General features: G+C 66.0%; 15 protein-coding genes and 3 tRNA genes. 11 read left to right on the top strand and 7 right to left on the bottom strand.

The window, feature by feature from the left end; all coding sequences use genetic code 11:
* Nucleotides 1-2 precede the first annotated feature (2 nt).
* From WI26_RS07130 to WI26_RS07105, 6 genes are all read left to right on the top strand, one after another.
* Nucleotides 3-548 carry an NUDIX hydrolase gene (locus WI26_RS07130; protein WP_059467592.1) on the top strand — a complete coding sequence of 182 codons (546 nt, stop codon included), beginning with the start codon at nucleotides 3-5 and terminating at the stop codon, nucleotides 546-548.
* 8 nt (nucleotides 549-556) lie between these two features.
* Nucleotides 557-1,321, top strand: coding sequence for a leucyl/phenylalanyl-tRNA--protein transferase (aat, locus tag WI26_RS07125; protein ID WP_059467593.1), 765 nt, complete (start codon nucleotides 557-559; stop codon nucleotides 1,319-1,321).
* 33 nt (nucleotides 1,322-1,354) lie between these two features.
* Nucleotides 1,355-2,185: an arginyltransferase gene (locus tag WI26_RS07120; RefSeq protein WP_069225566.1), complete on the top strand. Its 831-nt coding sequence runs from the start codon at nucleotides 1,355-1,357 to the stop codon at nucleotides 2,183-2,185.
* A 178-nt stretch (nucleotides 2,186-2,363) separates the two neighbouring features.
* Nucleotides 2,364-3,401 (top strand): quinone-dependent dihydroorotate dehydrogenase, encoded by a 1,038-nt coding sequence (locus WI26_RS07115; protein ID WP_059467595.1) that lies wholly within the window; start codon nucleotides 2,364-2,366, stop codon nucleotides 3,399-3,401.
* A gap of 102 nt (nucleotides 3,402-3,503) precedes the next feature.
* Nucleotides 3,504-4,298 carry a cystine ABC transporter substrate-binding protein gene (locus WI26_RS07110; RefSeq protein WP_060325577.1) on the top strand — a complete coding sequence of 265 codons (795 nt, stop codon included), beginning with the start codon at nucleotides 3,504-3,506 and terminating at the stop codon, nucleotides 4,296-4,298.
* 122 nt (nucleotides 4,299-4,420) lie between these two features.
* Complete coding sequence (locus WI26_RS07105; protein ID WP_069225565.1) at nucleotides 4,421-5,113, top strand: amino acid ABC transporter permease; 693 nt, start codon at nucleotides 4,421-4,423, stop codon at nucleotides 5,111-5,113.
* 64 nt (nucleotides 5,114-5,177) lie between these two features.
* On the opposite strand, the gene WI26_RS07100 is transcribed toward WI26_RS07105, so the two are convergent.
* The 6 genes from WI26_RS07100 to rnr form a co-directional block, all read right to left on the bottom strand.
* Entirely contained in the window at nucleotides 5,178-6,164 is a 987-nt protein-coding gene (locus WI26_RS07100) for a Gfo/Idh/MocA family protein (RefSeq protein WP_069225564.1), read from the bottom strand.
* Between the two features lie 101 nt (nucleotides 6,165-6,265).
* The gene (locus WI26_RS07095; protein WP_059467599.1) at nucleotides 6,266-6,982 is read right to left on the bottom strand and encodes a FadR/GntR family transcriptional regulator; all 717 of its coding nucleotides are present in this window, start codon (nucleotides 6,980-6,982) and stop codon (nucleotides 6,266-6,268) included.
* A 283-nt stretch (nucleotides 6,983-7,265) separates the two neighbouring features.
* Nucleotides 7,266-7,958, bottom strand: a complete 693-nt coding sequence (rpiA, locus tag WI26_RS07090) for a ribose-5-phosphate isomerase RpiA (RefSeq protein WP_059467600.1) — start codon at nucleotides 7,956-7,958, stop codon at nucleotides 7,266-7,268.
* A 107-nt stretch (nucleotides 7,959-8,065) separates the two neighbouring features.
* Complete coding sequence (locus tag WI26_RS07085) at nucleotides 8,066-8,938, bottom strand: N-acetylmuramoyl-L-alanine amidase (RefSeq protein WP_069225563.1); 873 nt, start codon at nucleotides 8,936-8,938, stop codon at nucleotides 8,066-8,068.
* A gap of 103 nt (nucleotides 8,939-9,041) precedes the next feature.
* Entirely contained in the window at nucleotides 9,042-9,785 is a 744-nt protein-coding gene (gene rlmB, locus WI26_RS07080) for a 23S rRNA (guanosine(2251)-2'-O)-methyltransferase RlmB (protein ID WP_059467602.1), read from the bottom strand.
* A gap of 153 nt (nucleotides 9,786-9,938) precedes the next feature.
* Complete coding sequence (gene rnr, locus WI26_RS07075) at nucleotides 9,939-12,404, bottom strand: ribonuclease R (RefSeq protein ID WP_069225562.1); 2,466 nt, start codon at nucleotides 12,402-12,404, stop codon at nucleotides 9,939-9,941.
* 249 nt (nucleotides 12,405-12,653) lie between these two features.
* On the opposite strand from rnr, the gene WI26_RS07070 reads away from it, so the two are divergent.
* Together WI26_RS07070 and WI26_RS07065 are read left to right on the top strand one after the other, a co-directional pair.
* Nucleotides 12,654-12,740, top strand: a tRNA-Leu gene (locus tag WI26_RS07070).
* 480 nt (nucleotides 12,741-13,220) lie between these two features.
* Nucleotides 13,221-13,307, top strand: a tRNA-Leu gene (locus WI26_RS07065).
* A gap of 146 nt (nucleotides 13,308-13,453) precedes the next feature.
* On the opposite strand, the gene WI26_RS07060 is transcribed toward WI26_RS07065, so the two are convergent.
* Nucleotides 13,454-14,017: a flavodoxin family protein gene (locus tag WI26_RS07060; RefSeq protein ID WP_059467604.1), complete on the bottom strand. Its 564-nt coding sequence runs from the start codon at nucleotides 14,015-14,017 to the stop codon at nucleotides 13,454-13,456.
* A 430-nt stretch (nucleotides 14,018-14,447) separates the two neighbouring features.
* Between WI26_RS07060 and WI26_RS07055 the strand changes: the two genes are divergently transcribed.
* From WI26_RS07055 to WI26_RS07045, 3 genes are all read left to right on the top strand, one after another.
* Nucleotides 14,448-14,534 (top strand) — tRNA-Leu (locus WI26_RS07055).
* A 297-nt stretch (nucleotides 14,535-14,831) separates the two neighbouring features.
* The gene (locus WI26_RS07050) at nucleotides 14,832-16,079 is read left to right on the top strand and encodes an ROK family protein (RefSeq protein ID WP_069226366.1); all 1,248 of its coding nucleotides are present in this window, start codon (nucleotides 14,832-14,834) and stop codon (nucleotides 16,077-16,079) included.
* Nucleotides 16,066-17,619 carry a sugar ABC transporter ATP-binding protein gene (locus WI26_RS07045; protein ID WP_059467605.1) on the top strand — a complete coding sequence of 518 codons (1,554 nt, stop codon included), beginning with the start codon at nucleotides 16,066-16,068 and terminating at the stop codon, nucleotides 17,617-17,619. The genes WI26_RS07050 and WI26_RS07045 overlap by 14 nt, the downstream gene beginning before the upstream one ends.
* The last annotated feature ends 3 nt before the right edge of the window (nucleotides 17,620-17,622 follow it).

The raw sequence follows: 17,622 nt of genomic DNA, 5'->3' as shown, positions 1-17,622 counted from the left end.
ACATGAAATTCTGCTCCGTCTGCGGTCACGAAGTCATCGCGCGCATTCCTCAGGGCGACAACCGTGAGCGCTTCGTCTGCGATCACTGCGGCACGATCCACTACCAGAATCCGCGTAACGTGGTCGGCACGGTGCCGGTCTGGGGCGATCAGGTGCTGCTGTGCCGGCGCGCGATCGAACCGCGCTACGGTTTCTGGACGCTGCCGGCGGGCTTCATGGAGATGGGCGAAACGACGGCCGAGGCCGCGGCGCGCGAAACGCTCGAGGAAGCCGGCGCACGCGTCGAGGTGCAGAACCTGTTCACGTTGCTCAACGTGCCGCACGTGCATCAGGTCCACCTGTTCTATCTGGCGCGGCTCACCGATCCGGTTTACGAAGCCGGCGAGGAAAGCCTCGAAGTCAAGCTGTTCGATGAAGCCGACATTCCGTGGGACGAAATCGCGTTCCCGACCGTCAGCCAGACGCTGCGCTTCTTCTTCGCCGATCGCGCCGCCGGCGACTACGGCGTTCATACCGGCGATATCTTCCGCTCGCTGCGCAACGGCTGAGCCCGCCCATGGTCCCCTGGCTCGGCCCGGACGATCCGTTTCCGCCCGTCGAACGCGCGCTCGGTCCGGCGACCGGCGCGCCGGGGCTGCTCGCCGCGAGCGCCGACCTGCTGCCGTCGCGCCTGATCGAGGCCTACCTGCGCGGCATCTTCCCGTGGTATTCGGACGGTCAACCCGTGCTGTGGTGGAGTCCCGACCCGCGGATGGTCCTCGTGCCAGCCGAATTCAAGGTGTCCCCGTCGCTGCGCAAGACGCTCCGCCGTGTGCTGCGCGACCCCGCGTGGGAAGTGCGCGTCGACCACGACTTTCCGGGCGTGATGCGCGCGTGCGCGCAGGCGCCGCGTCGCGGGCAACGCGGCACCTGGATCACTGCCGAAATCATCGACGCGTATACATCGCTCTATCGTTCCGGCAACGCGCACAGCATTGAGACATGGCACGACGGACGCCGCGTCGGCGGCCTCTACGGCGTCGCGTTCGGACGGATGTTCTTCGGCGAATCGATGTACGCGGATGCCACCGATGCGTCGAAGATCGCACTGGCGGCGCTCGTCGCCCATCTTCGCGAGCAGGGGCTGGAGATGATAGACTGCCAGCAGAATACGTCGCATCTAGCGTCGCTCGGCGGCCGCGAGATCGCACGCAAGGCCTTTGTCGCTCACGTGCGCCGCGCGGTAGCCGAACCGCCGATTCCGTGGCAGTTCGACAAGCGCGTGCTCGCCGCGCTGACGGGCTCCGCAGGGCCGGCTGCCCCCTCCGGGACCGAGCGCTAGCGCGGCACTCCCTCCCTGCATCGAGAGCTGCCCATGACTCACCCGACTGAGCTGCCGCTTTCACCGCTTTCGGCGCTGCAATTCTATGCAACGGCGCCCTATCCGTGCAGCTATCTGGACGGCCGCGTCGCGCGCTCGCAAGTCGCGACGCCCAGCCACCTGATCAATTCCGACATCTATACCGAACTCGTGAAGGCCGGCTTCCGGCGCTCCGGCGTGTTCACCTATCGTCCATACTGCGACGGCTGCCGCGCCTGCGTGCCGGTGCGCGTGCCGGTCGGCGCGTTCACACCGTCGCGCACGCAACGCCGGATGTGGAAGCGACACCGCGCGCTCGTCGCGACGGTCTCGCCGCTGCACTACGACGAGGAGCACTACGCACTCTACATGCGCTACCAGTCGGCACGCCACGCGGGCGGCGGCATGGATCGCGACAGCCGCGACCAGTACGAGCAGTTCCTGCTGCAAAGCCGGATCAATTCGCGCCTCGTCGAGTTCCGCGATCTCGACGCGCCGGGCGGCGAACCCGGCAAGCTGCGCATGGTCAGCATGATCGACATCCTCGGCGACGGACTGTCGTCGGTCTACACGTTCTTCGAGCCGGACGACCCGCACACGAGCTACGGCACGTACAACATCCTGTGGCAGATCGAGCAGGCGAAGAGCCTCGGCCTGCCGTACGTGTATCTCGGCTACTGGATCCGCGAGAGCCCGAAAATGGCCTACAAGGCAAACTTCCATCCGCTCGAAGGGTTGCTCGACGGTCGCTGGAAAGTACTCGATCCGGATCGGATCGACCTGCCGCCGGTCGATGCGGCGCTCGCTCGCGCGCCGCTGCCGGGCGGACATTCCGGGTCGAACTGACGTGAACGTCACGGGCGCGGGTGCCCGCGAGCGGCGAGCGTTCGTCCCGGTCATGAAACGGCGACGCGCGGTGCGGCAACCGTCACCGCGGACCGCTACGAAGCGAAGCCCGCCCTTGCCGCGCAACTCCCGGTAAAATAGCGGGTTGTCATTCTTTCCGGCCGTCCGCCCAATTCCCGTGTTCAGTTCCCTCTATCCGCTGGCCCGCGCATCCCTGTTCAAAATGGATGCGGAAGACGCTCACCACCTCACGCTGCGCGCGCTCGGCGCCGCCGGCCGCACGGGCCTCGCCTGCGCGCTGTCGGCCCGCGTGCCCGATGCGCCGCGCACAGTGATGGGGCTCACGTTCCGCAATCCGGTCGGCCTTGCCGCCGGCCTCGACAAGGACGGCGCGGCCATCGACGGCCTCGCGGCGCTCGGCTTCGGTTTCATCGAAGTCGGCACGGTCACGCCGCGCCCGCAGCCGGGCAACCCGCGCCCGCGGATGTTCCGTCTGCCGCAGGCGGAAGCGCTGATCAACCGGATGGGTTTCAACAACCACGGCGTCGACCAGTTCGTGAAGAACGTCCAGGCGGCCCGCTATCGCGGCATCCTCGGCCTGAACATCGGCAAGAATGCCGACACGCCGATCGAACGCGCGGCGGAAGACTATCTCTACTGCCTCGAGCGCGTGTATCCGTTCGCGAGCTACGTGACGATCAACATTTCGTCGCCGAACACGAAGAACCTTCGCCAGCTGCAGGGCGCGGGCGAGCTCGACGCACTGCTCGCCGCATTGAAGGACAAGCAGCAGCGGCTCGCCGACCTGCACGGCAAGCTCGTGCCGCTCGCGCTGAAGATTGCGCCCGACCTCGACGACGAGCAGGTCAAGGAAATCGCCGACACGCTGCTGCGCCACAAGATCGAAGCGGTCATCGCGACCAACACGACGCTGTCGCGCGCAGCCGTGCAGGGCCTGCCGCATGCGGAAGAGGCCGGCGGCCTGTCGGGCCGCCCGGTGTTCGACGCGTCCAACGAAGTGATCCGCAAGCTGCATGCCGAAGTCGGCAGCGCGGTGCCGATCATCGGCGTCGGCGGCATCTTCTCGGGCGAGGATGCACGCGCGAAGCTCGCGGCCGGCGCATCGCTCGTCCAGCTGTACACGGGCTTCATCTACCGGGGCCCCGCACTCGTCGCCGAATGCGTGAAGGCGATCGCACGCGAACGCACCGCGTAATATAGTCATAAACAAACGATATATAGAAGTCGATTGCATTTTTGCTATGATCGACGTCACATTCGGAATCAAGCGCCCCGCCGGGGCAAGGAAGCTCACACGATGAAAATTTCGCTGCTGAAGAAGCTGCTGGTCGCCGGCCTGATCGGTACGTCGTTCGCCGCCGCCACCGCACATGCGGCCGACCTTCTCGACCAGGTGAAAGAACGCGGCACGCTGCGCGTCGGCCTCGAAGGCACGTTCCCGCCGTTCAACTCGAAGAACCCGCAAGGCGAACTCGTCGGCTTCGACGTCGACATCGCGAAGGCCGTCGCCGCGAAGCTCGGCGTGAAGGCCGAGTTCGTCACGACCGAATGGAGCGGCATCATCGCCGGCCTGCAGGCCGGCAAGTTCGATGTGATCGCCAACCAGGTCGGCATCACCGACAAGCGCAAGGAAACGCTCGACTTCTCGCCCGCGTACACGTACTCGTCCGCGCAGTTGATCCAGCGCAAGGACGACACGCGCCAGTTCAAGTCGCTCGACGACCTGAAGGGCAAGAAGCTCGGCGTCGCGCTCGGCACGAACTACATGGACATGGCGAAGTCGGTGCCCGGCATCGACGTGAAGACCTACCCGGGCGCGCCCGAGTACCTGCGTGACCTCGCGGCCGGCCGTCTCGACGCGGCGCTCAACGACCGCCTGATGCTCGCGTACCTGACGAAGAACTCGCAACTGCCGTTGCGCCCGGGCGCGAACGTCGGCTCGGCGAACCCGTCGGGCATCCCGTTCAAGAAGGGCAACCCGAAGTTCCAGAAGGCGATCGACGACGCGATGGCGCAACTCGAAGCCGACGGCACGTTCACGAAGATCTCGGACAAGTGGTTCGGCGTCGACGTGACGAAGCCGATCAAGTAAGCACGCCTCTGTTTCCCGCCTGACGGCGGGCCGGAAAGGGCGGCATCCGAAACGATGCCGCCCTTTGTTTTATCGGTCCGGTTTATGATTGCGCTTTCGCGCACGCCTTCGCTTCGTATTCCATGTCGACAACGTCCCTGCTCGTCCAATCGCTGCCGGTGCTCGCCCAGGGTGCCGTGCTGACCGTCAAGTTCGCCGTGCTGTCGATGGTATTCGGCCTGCTCGGCGCCGTCGTGCTCGCGATGATGGGCATCCGGCAAAGCGAGACGCTCGAAGGCTTCGAACGCGTCTGGGTCAACGCACTCGCGTGGCTCGCGCGCGCGTACGTGAGCCTGATGCGCGGCACGCCGCTGCTCGTGCAGATCTTCGTCATCTATTACGGGTTGCCGAGCCTCGGCATCTCGCTCGACCCGACGCCCGCCGGCGTGATCGCGCTGTCCGCGAACGTCGCCGCCTACATGTCCGAAAGCATGCGCGGCGCGATCAACGGAATCGCGCGCGGCCAATGGCTGGCCGCATACAGCCTCGGGCTGTCGTGGGGGCAGACGCTGCGCTACGTGATCGGCCCGCAGGCACTGCGCATCGCGGTGCCGAGCCTGTCGAACAGCCTGATCAGCCTGATCAAGGACACGTCGCTCGTGTCGGTGATCACCGTGACCGAACTGCTGCGCAGCGCGCAGGAAGTGATCGCGGCGACCTACCAGCCGCTGCCGCTTTACCTGGCCGCCGCCGCTGTCTACTGGGTGCTGTGCCAGATCCTCGAATGGGTCCAGCGCTGGTACGAAAAGCGCCTGTCGCTGCCCGCGCGCCACTGAGCGCGGCACCTCTGCCGCCGGGCCGCGGTTGCGCGCCCGGCGCCCGCCTTCCCTTCCTTCCCGCCTACTCGCCCGAATAGCGCACGCCGAGCGCCGCGCGTGCGGCGTCGGTCATCGCGATCATCCGGCGCGAGTGGCCGTGCGTCATGATCGGGCTCTCGAGTTCGCCCGCGCGCAACAGCTCGCAGAAATGCGCGGTCTCGTAGTTCAGGCCGCCGCCTTCGACCGGTGCATCGAGCTCCACGGTGCGCCCGTCCGCATAGCGGATCGTGGCCCGCGCCGGGTTCCACCACTTCTCGTGAATCGTCACGTGCCCGCCTGCGGCGGCAATCAGCGCATCGCCGCGCCCCATCACGTCGAGCCCGCAAAAGAGCTGTGCGATGCCGCCATTCGCGTGACGGCTGTTCAAGCTCGCGAACACGTCGACGCCCGTCGCGCCGATGCGGCCGAGCGTCTGCACGTCGACTGCCTCGCCTAGCCAGTCGACCGCGAGAAATGCTTCGTAGATCCCGATGTCGAGCAGCGCGCCGCCAGCGCGGTCGAGTCGGTAGACGGAATGATCGCCCGGCACCGACGACGACGCGCAGCCCGCGCGCACGAGCCGGATCTCGCCGATCGGGTCGTCGTTCAGGTGCGCGCGCAACCGACGATACAGCGGAAAGAACGGCGGCTTCATCGCTTCCATGAAGAGCCGACCGGCCGTGCGCGCCGCAGCCAGGACGGCATCGAGTTGCGTCGCGTTCAGCGTCGCGGGTTTTTCGCACAGCACGGCCTTGCCCGCGGCGAGCGCCGCTTGCGCGTAGAGCGCGTGACTGTCGTGGAGAGTCGCGATATAAACCGCGTCGATGTCGCTCGCGAGGAGCGCGTCGAGACTGGCGGCCGGCGTGCCGCCGCAGCTGTCGCAGAAGGCAATTGCCGCGTCGGCGCGGCGTGCCCATACGCCGGCAAGCGTGGCACCCGGCACGTGAGCGAGGCTTTGCGCGAATCGGCGTGCGATGCTGCCTGCGCCGACGATGCCGAAGCGCACCGGGCGGTTGTCGAGGTCGTTCATCCGGATCTTCCGTGTCGGTCGTATGACGGTGGCCGGCACGCTGCCGGCCGGCCGTCATGATAAACGGCTCGCCGGCGCACGGATAAGCGAAGCTTGCAGATTCAGGCGCGCACGGGCACGTCGACGGAGAAATCGCGCGAAATCTCGTCGGCGCTGAAATCGATCAGCGCAAGCGACGCCGCTTCGGCTTCGCGCGGATCGCGGCGTTCGATCGCATCGACGACGCGCGCATGCGCCTTCACCGCGACGTCGTGTGCGCCGTCCTTCTGCGCGACGCGCGGATTCACGAGACGAACCGCACCGCGCACGATGGCCGCCATCTGCTGGAAAAACTGGTTGCCGCTCGCCTGAACGATCCGCGTGTGCAGCAGTTCATCCGCCGTGTCGTATCCGGGGTCGCCCGGGTGCAGCACCTTGAACGCTTCGAACGCCTCGCGGATGCCCGCGATGTCGACCGCCGTCGCACGGACGGCCGCCTGCGCGGTCGCGCGCGGTTCGATCAGCATCCGGAATTCGATGACGTCACGCATGAACTGCGGGTCCGGCTTCGCGCGGAACCGCCAGCTCACCACGTCTTCGTCGATCATGCGCCAGTCGCGCATCGGTCGAACGCGCGTACCGACTTTCGGACGCACGTCGAGCATGTCGCGCGCAAGCAACATCGACAATGCTTCGCGCATCACCGTGCGACTCACGTCGAACTCTTTCGACAGCACGTCCTGCGGCGGCAAAATGCCGCCGTACTTGTCCTCGACGATACCCGCGACAAGCCCATCCATCACTTTGGCGACCAGTGACCGGTCTTTGCCCTGCTCCATGACACCTCCCCGTGCGTCGATTTGCGAACACCTGCTCCGCAGTTCCGCCGGCCCTGGTTACGACTGTTCTTATGATCTATAAGTTGATGAGTTCGGGGATATTTCGCTATCTGGTAAACACCTGACAGGGTTATCCCTCTTTTTGACGTGGTGATTTATAAGGCTTCAAAAAAAGCCCGGAAAGCGCGCTGCGCTTGCCGGGCCGGGCTTTCCGTCGCATTTGAGCATGCAATCCATTACGGCATCCTGACGCCATTACGGACTGCTTCTCATTCAGTTTTTATTAATCGGGATAAACGATCGTTTCAACGCCGTTTGCCGTGCCGAGCAGGCAAAGATTCGCGCCGCGCTCGGCGAACAGGCCGACCGTCACGACGCCCGGCCATGCGTTCACCTGCGCTTCGAAACCACGCGGATCGGCAATCTGCAGCCCCTTCACGTCGATGATTTCATTGCCGTTGTCGGTGATGTAAGGCGCGCCATCCTTCGTCACGCGCAGCACCGGCACGCCGCCCAGCGCGGTCACGCGCCGGCCGATCGCCGTGCGCGCCATCGGCACGACCTCGATCGGCAGCGGGAATGCGCCGAGCACCGGCACGCGCTTGCTGCCATCGGCGATGCAGACGAACGTATCGGCCACCGACGCGACGATCTTCTCGCGCGTCAGCGCACCGCCGCCGCCCTTGATCATCGCGCCGCTCGCGTCGATCTCGTCGGCACCGTCGACGTACACCTGCAGCGATTCGACCTCGTTCAGGTCGAACACCTTGATGCCGTGGGATTTGAGGCGTTCGGTCGTCGCGATGGAGCTCGACACGGCGCCGCGGTAACGCGATTTGACGGCCGCGAGCGCGTCGATGAAGCAGTTGGCGGTCGAGCCGGTGCCGACGCCGATCACGGCGCCTTCCGGCACGTTCTGGATCACATAATCGGCAGCTGCCTGGCCGACCAGGCGTTTGAGTTCGTCTTGAGTCATGGGGTGGTAATACAGCGGGATTGCGGAAAACCGGCAGTTTACCGGACTCGGATGACGACCCGGGCTTTTTCGGCGCGTGTTGCAGCGCCTGGCGCGCCGATCGATCGTCAGGGCGCGCCCGTTGCGGCTGCGTCCTCCGCTGGCGGCGTGGCGGGGAAATACTTGTCGAGCAGCGCCTGCGCGACCGCATCGGTCCCAGCATCCGGGTTGCCCGCATAGTCGGATGGCCGGAAATGCATCTGAAACGCGGCGAATACGCGTCGCGTGCGCTCGTCGAGCACGCCGTCGGTCGGCACGTCATAGCCGTAGCGTGCGAGCTTCAGCTGCAATTCCCGCACGTCGACGAGCGAGTGCGGATCGCGGCCGCCTAGCCGCGCGGCCACGGTCGCATCGTCCGGCCAGGCACCGACGCCGGCTTGAGCCAGCGCGCGCCACGGAAACAGCGGCCCCGGATCGATCTTGCGTTGTGGCGCGATGTCGCTGTGCCCGACCACGCGCGTCGGCGGGATTCCGTAGCGAGCGACGATGTCTTTCGACAGGCGGATCAGCGCATCGACCTGTTCGGGCGGATATGGCTGCCACGTGCGGTTTTGCGGATCCAGCGGGCCGCGGTTCACGTTCTCGATGCCGATCGACGCGGCGTTGAGCTCGGTCGCGCCCTGCCATGCGCTGATGCCCGCATGCCATGCGCGCTTCGATTCGGGAACGAGCTGGTAGACGACCGGCATCCCGTGTTCGATGCGCGGCTGCGGTGGCACGACATAGTGCACGCTGACCGAATCGCCCGTCAGCGTGCGCAGCGATTTCGCTTCGTCGCTTTCGGTGTAATGCATGACGAGAAAGCGGATCCGTGAATCGGCACCGCGCGCATGCAGGCTCGTATCGGCGTAGTAGGTGCCGCGCTCGACCAGCGACGGCGATGTGCAGGCAGCCAGCAGGCCGAGGATGGCGCACGATGCGCCGAGGCGAAACAGGATCATGGTCCGAGTTCCGGGAGCCGCGTGCCGCGCATGGTCGCGGCACGCGTCGTTCGGGTCGTGACGGCCCGCGCGTCGCGCGAGGCCGCGTGCGTCAGCCCGCGTATCAGCCCTTCACGCGCCGCTGTCGCACCGCTTCGTACAGGCACACGCCGCTCGCGACCGACACGTTCAGGCTTTCGACGCTGCCGGCCATCGGGATGCTCATCACTTCGTCGCAGGTGTCGCGCGTGAGCCGGCGCATGCCTTCGCCTTCCGCGCCCATGACGATTGCGACGGGGCCGTCGAGCTTCGTGTCGTACAGCGTCCCCGGCGCCTCGTCCGACGTGCCGATGATCCACACGCCGGCCTCCTTCAACTCGCGCAGCGCGCGGGCGAGGTTCGTGACCGTGATGTACGGCACCGTGTCGGCCGCGCCGCTCGCGACCTTCGCCGCGGTCGCGTTCAGGCCGACCGCGCGGTCACGCGGGGCGATCACCGCATGCGCGCCGGCCGAATCGGCGACACGCAGGCATGCGCCGAGGTTGTGCGGATCGGTGACGCCGTCGAGCACCAGCAGCAGCGCCGGGCCCTGGATGCCATCGAGCAGTTCGGACAGGTTCTGCGCAAGCGGAACGTCCTCGACACGCGCGACGACGCCCTGGTGGCGCTCGGTATGCGCGAGGCCCCACAGGCGGGTTTCATCGGCTGCGATCAGCCGCACGCCCGCTTCCTTCGCGGCGTGCAGGAAGTCCTGCATGCGGCGGTCGCGGCGCGTCTGGTCGTACAGCACCTCCGCAACCGTCGACGCATCGTGCCGCAAACGTGCGGTCACCGCATGAAAACCGTAAAGAACCTTCAGACGTGACATGACTGGAACAACCTTCGATCAAACGTGCGGCCGCGCGATGGGCGCAGCCGCGATCCATGGAAAAGGAAAGCGCCGCGTTACCGGCCGGTGACCGGGAGAACGCGGCGTCTCTCGATACTGCAAGGGCGCGCGCATGTGCGCTGCCCCGAACGCTCAATACTTCTTGCGGGCGTGCGTCTTCTTCGCGGCCGTCTTCGCCGCCACGCCGCCCTTCTTCTTCGCGGCACGCGCGGCACGCGCCTCCTTCACCGCGGCGGTCGGCGCGCTCGCTGCCTTCTTGCGACGCGGCGCGGCCTCTTCCACCGGCGGCAACGATCGCACGCGCGGGCCGCGATCGTTTCCGTTACCGTTGCCTGTGGCAGCCGGCGCCGGTGCCGGACGCGGCGCCTTCACCGGCGTGTCGCGCACGAGGCGGAAGTCGATCTTGCGCGCGTCGAGATCGACGCGGCTCACCTGCACGCGCACGCGATCGGACAGCCGATAGCGGATGCCGGTGCGCTCACCGCGCAGCTCGTTCTTGATCTCGTCGTACTGGAAGTAGTCCGAGCCGAGTTCCGTGACGTGCACGAGCCCTTCGATGAACAGCGTATCGAGCTGCACGAAGATGCCGAACGACGTGACGCCGTTCACCATCCCGCCGTACTCCTCGCCGAGCTTGTCGCGCATGAAGTAGCACTTGAGCCAGGCCTCGACGTCGCGCGACGCTTCGTCCGCGCGGCGCTCGTTCGCCGAGCAGTGCAGGCCGAGTTCCTCCCAGATCGCCGTGTTCGAGCGCGAACGGCCGCGTGCTTCGTCGTCGGCCTGCTGCATCGCGCGGGCGCGCGGCGACAGCGCGGTGTTCAGCTCGAAGCCTTCCGGCGCCTTCGGCACGTATTTCTTGCCCGACAGGATCGAGTAGATCGCGCGGTGCGTGAGCAGATCGGGATAGCGGCGGATCGGGCTCGTGAAGTGCGCGTACGCTTCATACGCGAGACCGAAGTGACCGATGTTGTCCGGACTGTAGACGGCCTGCTGCATCGAGCGCAGCAGCATCGGCTGCAGCATCTGCGCGTCGGGCCGGTCGCGGATCTGTGCCATCAGCGCCGCGTAGTCGCTCGCGTGCGGCTTGTCGCCGCCGCCGAGCGACAGACCCATGCCGCGCAGGAACGCGCGCAGGTTCTCGAGCTTCTCCGGCGTCGGGCCCGCGTGCACGCGGTACAGCCCCGGATGCTTGTTGCGCTTCAGGAGGTCGGCCGCGCAGACGTTCGCGGCCAGCATGCACTCCTCGATCAGCTTGTGCGCATCGTTGCGCTGGCGCGGCACGATCTGCTCGATCTTGCCCTGCGAGTTGCAGACGATGTACGTCTCGGTCGTGTCGAAATCGATCGCGCCGCGCTTCTGGCGTGCGGCGAACAGCGACTTGTAGACGCCGTACAGATCCTGCAGGTGCGGCAGGAGATCCGCGCGGCGCGCCGCCTCCGGCCCCTTCGTGTTCGACAACACGGCGGCGACTTCGGTGTACGTCAGGCGCGCGGCCGAATGGATCACGGCCGGATAGAACTGGTAAGCCTTGATCTCGCCGCGCGCGGTAATCACCATGTCGCACGCGAGCACGCAGCGGTCGACCTGCGGATTCAGCGAGCACAGCCCGTTCGACAGCTTCTCCGGCAGCATCGGGATCACGCGGCGCGGGAAATAGACCGACGTACTGCGCTCCAGTGCGTCGGCATCGAGGCCGTTGCCCGGCTGCACGTAGTGCGACACGTCGGCGATCGCGACGATCAGGCGGAAGCCGTCGCCGCGACCGACCTTGGTCGGCTCGCAGTAAACGGCGTCGTCGAAATCGCGGGCATCCTCGCCGTCGATCGTCACGAGCGGCACGTCGCGCAGATCGACGCGGAAGCGCAGGTCGGCCGGCCGCACCTTGTCGGGCAGCGCGGCGGCTTCATCGAGCGCCGGCTGGCTGAATTCGTGCGGCACGCCGTACTTGCGCACCGCGATCTCGATTTCCATGCCCGGATCGTCGATGTCGCCGAGCACTTCGACGACGCGGCCGAGCGGTTGCGAATGGCGACTCGGGAAGTCGGTCAGCTCGACGACGACGACCTGCCCGACCTTCGCCTTCTTCACGTTCTGCGTGATCAGGATGTCGTGGCCGATGCGCTTGTCTTCGGGAGCCACGATCAACGCGCCGTTCTCGTTGAGCAGGCGGCCGATCACGCGCTTGTTCGCGCGCTCGGTGACTTCGACGACATGGCCTTCCGGGCGGCCGCGGCGATCGTAGCCGACGATCCGCGCAAGCACGCGGTCGTTGTGCATGACCTTCTGCATTTCGCCGTTCGGCAAGAACAGGTCGTCCTGGCCGTCGTCGCGGATCACGAACCCGTAGCCGTCGCGATGCCCCTGCACGCGGCCAGCGACGAAGTTCGACGGGTGGGTGAGTTGGTAGTGGCCGCGCTTGTCGAGGCGGATCTGACCGTCGCGTTCCATCGCGGCGACACGCCGGAAGAACCCTTCGCGCTCCTGGCGCTTGATCGACAACGCTTCGGCGATGTCGTTGGCTGCCAGCGGCGCGTCGCTCGTACGCAGCACGCCGAGAATTTCTTCACGGCTCGGAATGGGGTACGGATATTTGCTCAAGGGTTTGTCGATGATTGTTCTCGTTGCGTTGACTGATGGTGCACGGCATCAACATAGAAGTGTCCGTCAGACAGTTCTATAGTGACGGCGGCGGATCATTCTATCACCCGCCTGTGTTGCCAAATGACGCGAATGGCGCGTGCAGGCGCCGCAGCGGCCGGTTTGCGGTGCATTGCAAAAAAGTGTTGACACGATAAATTGGGGCGCTATAATTTCGCTTCTTTGCAGCAAGCAACTACTGCAAAACGTGCCCAGGTGGCGGAATTGGTAGACGCACTAGGTTCAGGTCCTAGCGGTGGCAACATCGTGGAGGTTCGAGTCCTCTCCTGGGCACCATCTGTTTTTGAAAAGGTCGGCTTCATGCCGGCCTTTTTTCATTTCAAGCGCTACATTACGCGTGCCGGCCGCGCCATATGCCCCCCCCCCGCCGGCCGATAGCAGAGTGAGTCCGTTATCGATTGCCCTCCTCGTTGGTACCAGGCGCCATGCCACGACATGCTCAGGCCGCGCATGCGCTCTTCGCGCACACCGCGCGGGAAGTGTCGTCAACGAAAGGCAGGTCCATCATCCCCAAACGCGGCAGCTCCGACGCCCTCGGATCGTGTCCGACCTGACTGGCGCAGACGGGATGGCTGCGCGAGCACTCGGAGACCGCCCGAACACGGCGCCGCTCTGGAGATTCGACGTGAAAACGACCGAGCGCGTGATGCCACGATATGCGACGTACAAAATTTTTATCGTCATCGCTCAATTTGTATTGACAGACTGCCGAGACACGCTAAAATAGCGGTCTTCGCATCGCAGCAAGCGAAACGTGCCCAGGTGGCGGAATTGGTAGACGCACTAGGTTCAGGTCCTAGCGGTGGCAACACCGTGGAGGTTCGAGTCCTCTCCTGGGCACCACTTATTTAGAAAGGCCGGCTTTTAGCCGGCCTTTTTCTTTTTCACGCGCAGGAACGCGAGTAACGAAGCGAACTCGGCGGACACGCGACAAGCACATCACCCTTCCTGCAGCCGAACGGCCACCGAGACCCGCCCGGCCACCAACCTCAGGCGCCGTTCCAGCGTTTCGCAGCAATCGCGACACGCTCGCCCAGCACTTCGGCCGTCTTGCGGTCACTCTCGAGAATCGCGTCGCCACCCTCGTCCGCATTTGCCTGCGCCATCGCACCAAGGAACGACCCGAGCCGATTCAGATCGTTGACCGAACCCGCACTGCTGTTGTTGCCGGGCATCAGACCGAGGCTGACCCACAGCATCTGATGCTGGGCAGCGAAGACCGCGAGTTGTTGCAACGTCGACAGTTTGTCGCCGCTTTGCGAAGCAGACACGGTGAAACCGGCCGCCAGCTTGTCACGCCACTTGCCCCAGTACTTCGACGATGCATCCATGAAGCCCTTGAACTGAGCGGACGCACTGCCCATGTAGGTCGGCGAGCCAAAGATGATCGCCTTCGCATCGCGCTCCAGGTACTCCCAGTGTTCGTCGATCGCGTCGACGGGAATCAGCTTGACCGACGCGCCGTCGACTTTCTCCACGCCGCGAGCAACGGCGTCCGCAATAACGGCTGCGTGGCCGTAGCCGCTATGAAAAACCACCGCGATTTCAGACATGACACACTCCTTGAGGCGGACCGTCCCGCAATAAACGTAACCGCAATGGTAACAGACATAGTCGGGTCACTATCGATTTCTCCCCACATGCGCCGCACGTGTCATTACGCGCCCTCGTCGGCGCGCACACACGGTCCGCGCGACGGACGGACGATCGCCGCCAATTGCACCTCATAGCCGCGGGCAACGCGCAAGACAGAACGCCATCGACAACAATTTCTCCAGCGACAAACGTGAATGTGCATTCCGGAAATCGGCTCGATCGTCCCGACGTTGATTCCTCGCCCCGCATCGACCAGCAACCGCATTCAAACGCGACGAACCAGGCGCACGCTTTTTCACATATCCGGCCGATCGCGCAAAAATCTGTTGACACGTCCTTTCATCACGCTATAATTGCGGTCTTTCGCGATGCAGCAAAGCGAAACGTGCCCAGGTGGCGGAATTGGTAGACGCACTAGGTTCAGGTCCTAGCGGTGGCAACATCGTGGAGGTTCGAGTCCTCTCCTGGGCACCATCTGTTTCTTGAAAAGGTCGGCTTTATGCCGGCCTTTTTTCATTTCCGGCTCCGGAATCACTGCGCGCGCTTGCCGATCCAGCTGCAACGCGGCTTGCACCGATCTCTCAACAAGCACCGCATGCGGGCTCCACGCCCGCCGTTCTGCACGCGCATCGCTTCGCCCCTCTACGTCTTCCTCGCCTCGGGGCAAAACCGGGATTTCCCTAGGCTGACACGCCGCCGCCCACGCGGTTAAATAAATCAACGTGATTTATTTAATGCGTCGCAGCCGACGCGCCCATGGAAGGAGACGCCATGAGAAGCCCGCACATCGGCCAGGGAAGCAACTCGGCCAACGTGCGCCGTTACAACGAGCGCCTGCTGTTGAAGACGCTGCGCCGTGCGGGTAGCGCCTCGAAGGCCGATCTCGCCCGTCTCGCGAACATGACGGGCACGGCGGTCGGCAGCATCATCGCATCGCTCGCCGATGCGAAGCTGATCGCATTCGCCGGCCGCACCGAAGGCCAGCGCGGCCAGCCGGCGTCGCTGATCCGCCTCGATCCGCGCGGCGCGTTCGGCATCGGCGTCCATCTCGACCGGATGCGCATCGAGACGGCGCTCGTCAATTTCGCGGGCGACGTGCTCGGCCGCCGCTCCCACGACACGCTGCTCCCCCCGCCCGCGGACGTGCTCGAAATCGTGCGGCACGACATCGATGCGATGCAGGATCTGCTTCCCGCACATGAGCGCGCGCGCCTGACGGGCGTCGGCGTCGCGCAGCCGTACAACCTCGGCGCCTGGATGCGCGAGCTCGGCCTCGCGCCCGACACGTTCCGCGCATGGGAAGACGTCGACTTCGCGAGCGACCTCGGGCGCACGCTGTCGCTGCCCGTGTTCGGCGAAAACGACGGCAACGCGGCCGCGATCGCCGAACTGTTCTACGGCTACGGTCGGCAGTGCGACGACTTCGTGTACCTGTTCATCGGTCCCGCGATAGGCGGCGGCATCGCGATCGACGGCGACTGCCTGCGCGGCGTGACCGGCAATGCCGGCGACATCGCCGTGATTCCTGTCCCGCCGAGCCGGCTGGCCTCCGCGCCGCCGCCGCGCGGCCCATGGGACATCCTGCTCGCCCGCGCATCGCTGCATGCGCTCGTGCGCCACCTGCGTCATCACGGCGAGACGGTCGAGAACCGCGCCGACCTCGAGACCTGCATTGCGCGCGGCCTGCCGGCGGTCGACGAATGGATCGACGACTGCGTCGACGCACTCGCCCCGGCATTGCGCGCAGTGCTGTGCGTCGTCGATGCGCCGGTGGTCGTACTCGACGCCGATACCGACGCCGGCCTGCTCGATGCGCTGACGACCCGCCTGCGCGCGGCGCTCGTCGCCACCGCGCCGGAAGCGCGCGGCACGCCGACGCTCGTGCGCGGCACGTTCGGCGCCGACGCCGGTGCGATCGGCGCCGCGACGCTGCCGATGTTCTTCAACTTCTCCCCGCGGGCCGGCATTCTCAAGGGCGCCCGCACCGAATCGCAGGAGGTCAACCATGTCGCGTTCTGAGTCGCCCCGGCCGCTGCTCGAGATGCGCCGGATCAGCAAGACGTTCCCGGCCGTGCGCGCGCTCGACAACGTCAGCCTGACCGTCTATCCGGGCGAGATCCACTCGCTGATGGGCGAGAACGGCGCGGGCAAATCGACGCTGATGAAGATCCTGTCAGGTGCATACCGCGCCGACGCCGGCGGCGAAATCCTGATCGACGGCGAGCGCATCGACGTCGACGGCCCGCTCGCCGCGCGCGATGCGGGCGTCGCGGTGATCTACCAGGAGCTGTGCCTCGCGCCGAACCTGACCGTGGCGGAAAACATCTACGTCGGTCGCGAACTGCGGCGCGGCAACCGCCGCTGGGGCACCATCGACCGCGCGGCGATGGCGCGCGGCTGCCAGGACGTGCTCACGCGGCTGGGCGCCCCGTTCGGACCCGACACGCTCGTCGGCACGCTGTCGATCGCCGAGCAGCAACTCGTCGAGATCGCGCGCGCCGTGCACACCCGCGCACGCATCCTCGTGATGGACGAACCGACGACCCCGCTGTCGTCGCGCGAGACCGAGCACCTGTTCGGCCTGATCCGCCAGCTGCGCGAGGAAGGTCTGGCGATCATCTACATCAGCCACCGGATGGCCGAGATCTACGAACTGTCCGACCGCGTGTCGGTGCTGCGCGACGGATCGTACGTCGGCACGCTCGAGCGCGAATCGCTGTCGGCCGAGCGGCTCGTCGCAATGATGGTGGGCCGCGACATCTCGGGCTTCTACAAGAAGGAACATGCGCCGTACGACCCCGGCCACCTGCTGCTGTCGGTACGCGACATCGCCGACGGCGACCGCGTGCGCGGCTGCAGCCTCGACCTGCATGCGGGCGAGGTGCTCGGCATCGCCGGGCTCGTCGGCGCGGGCCGCACCGAGCTCGCGCGCCTGATCTTCGGCGCGGAGCCGCGCACGCGCGGCGAAGTGAAGCTGGGCGATCGTACGTTCGGCGCGCATTCGCCACGCGATGCGATCGACGCCGGCCTCGTCTACCTGACGGAAGACCGCAAGCGCCAGGGCCTGTTCCTGGACATGAGCGTGCGCGACAACATCAACATCTCGGTATGCAACCGCGACGCTCGGCTCGGCGCGCTCGATCTCGCACGCGGCGCCGAACGCGCGCGCGACGCGATCGCCTCGCTGTCGATCCGCGTGCCGAACGCGAACGTGAACGTCGGCGCGCTGTCGGGCGGCAACCAGCAGAAAGTGCTGCTGTCGCGCCTGCTCGAGACGAAGCCACGCGTGCTGATCCTCGACGAACCGACCCGCGGCGTCGACATCGGCGCGAAATCCGAGATCTACCGGATCATCAACGAACTGGCCCGTGCGGGCGTCGGCGTGATCGTGATCTCGAGCGAGCTGCCGGAAATCATCGGCGTCGCCGATCGCGTGCTCGTGATGCGCGAAGGCGAGATCGCCGGCCAACTCGGCGGCCACATGCACACGCCCATCACGCAGGAGGCGATCATCGCGCTCGCCACCGGCTCGCAGGCCGAACTCGCCGACGCGCACTGACCA

It is taken from the genome of Burkholderia diffusa, assembly GCF_001718315.1.
GTDB classification, from domain to species: domain Bacteria; phylum Pseudomonadota; class Gammaproteobacteria; order Burkholderiales; family Burkholderiaceae; genus Burkholderia; species Burkholderia diffusa_B.
This window is presented reverse-complemented; position numbering and strand designations above follow the sequence as displayed.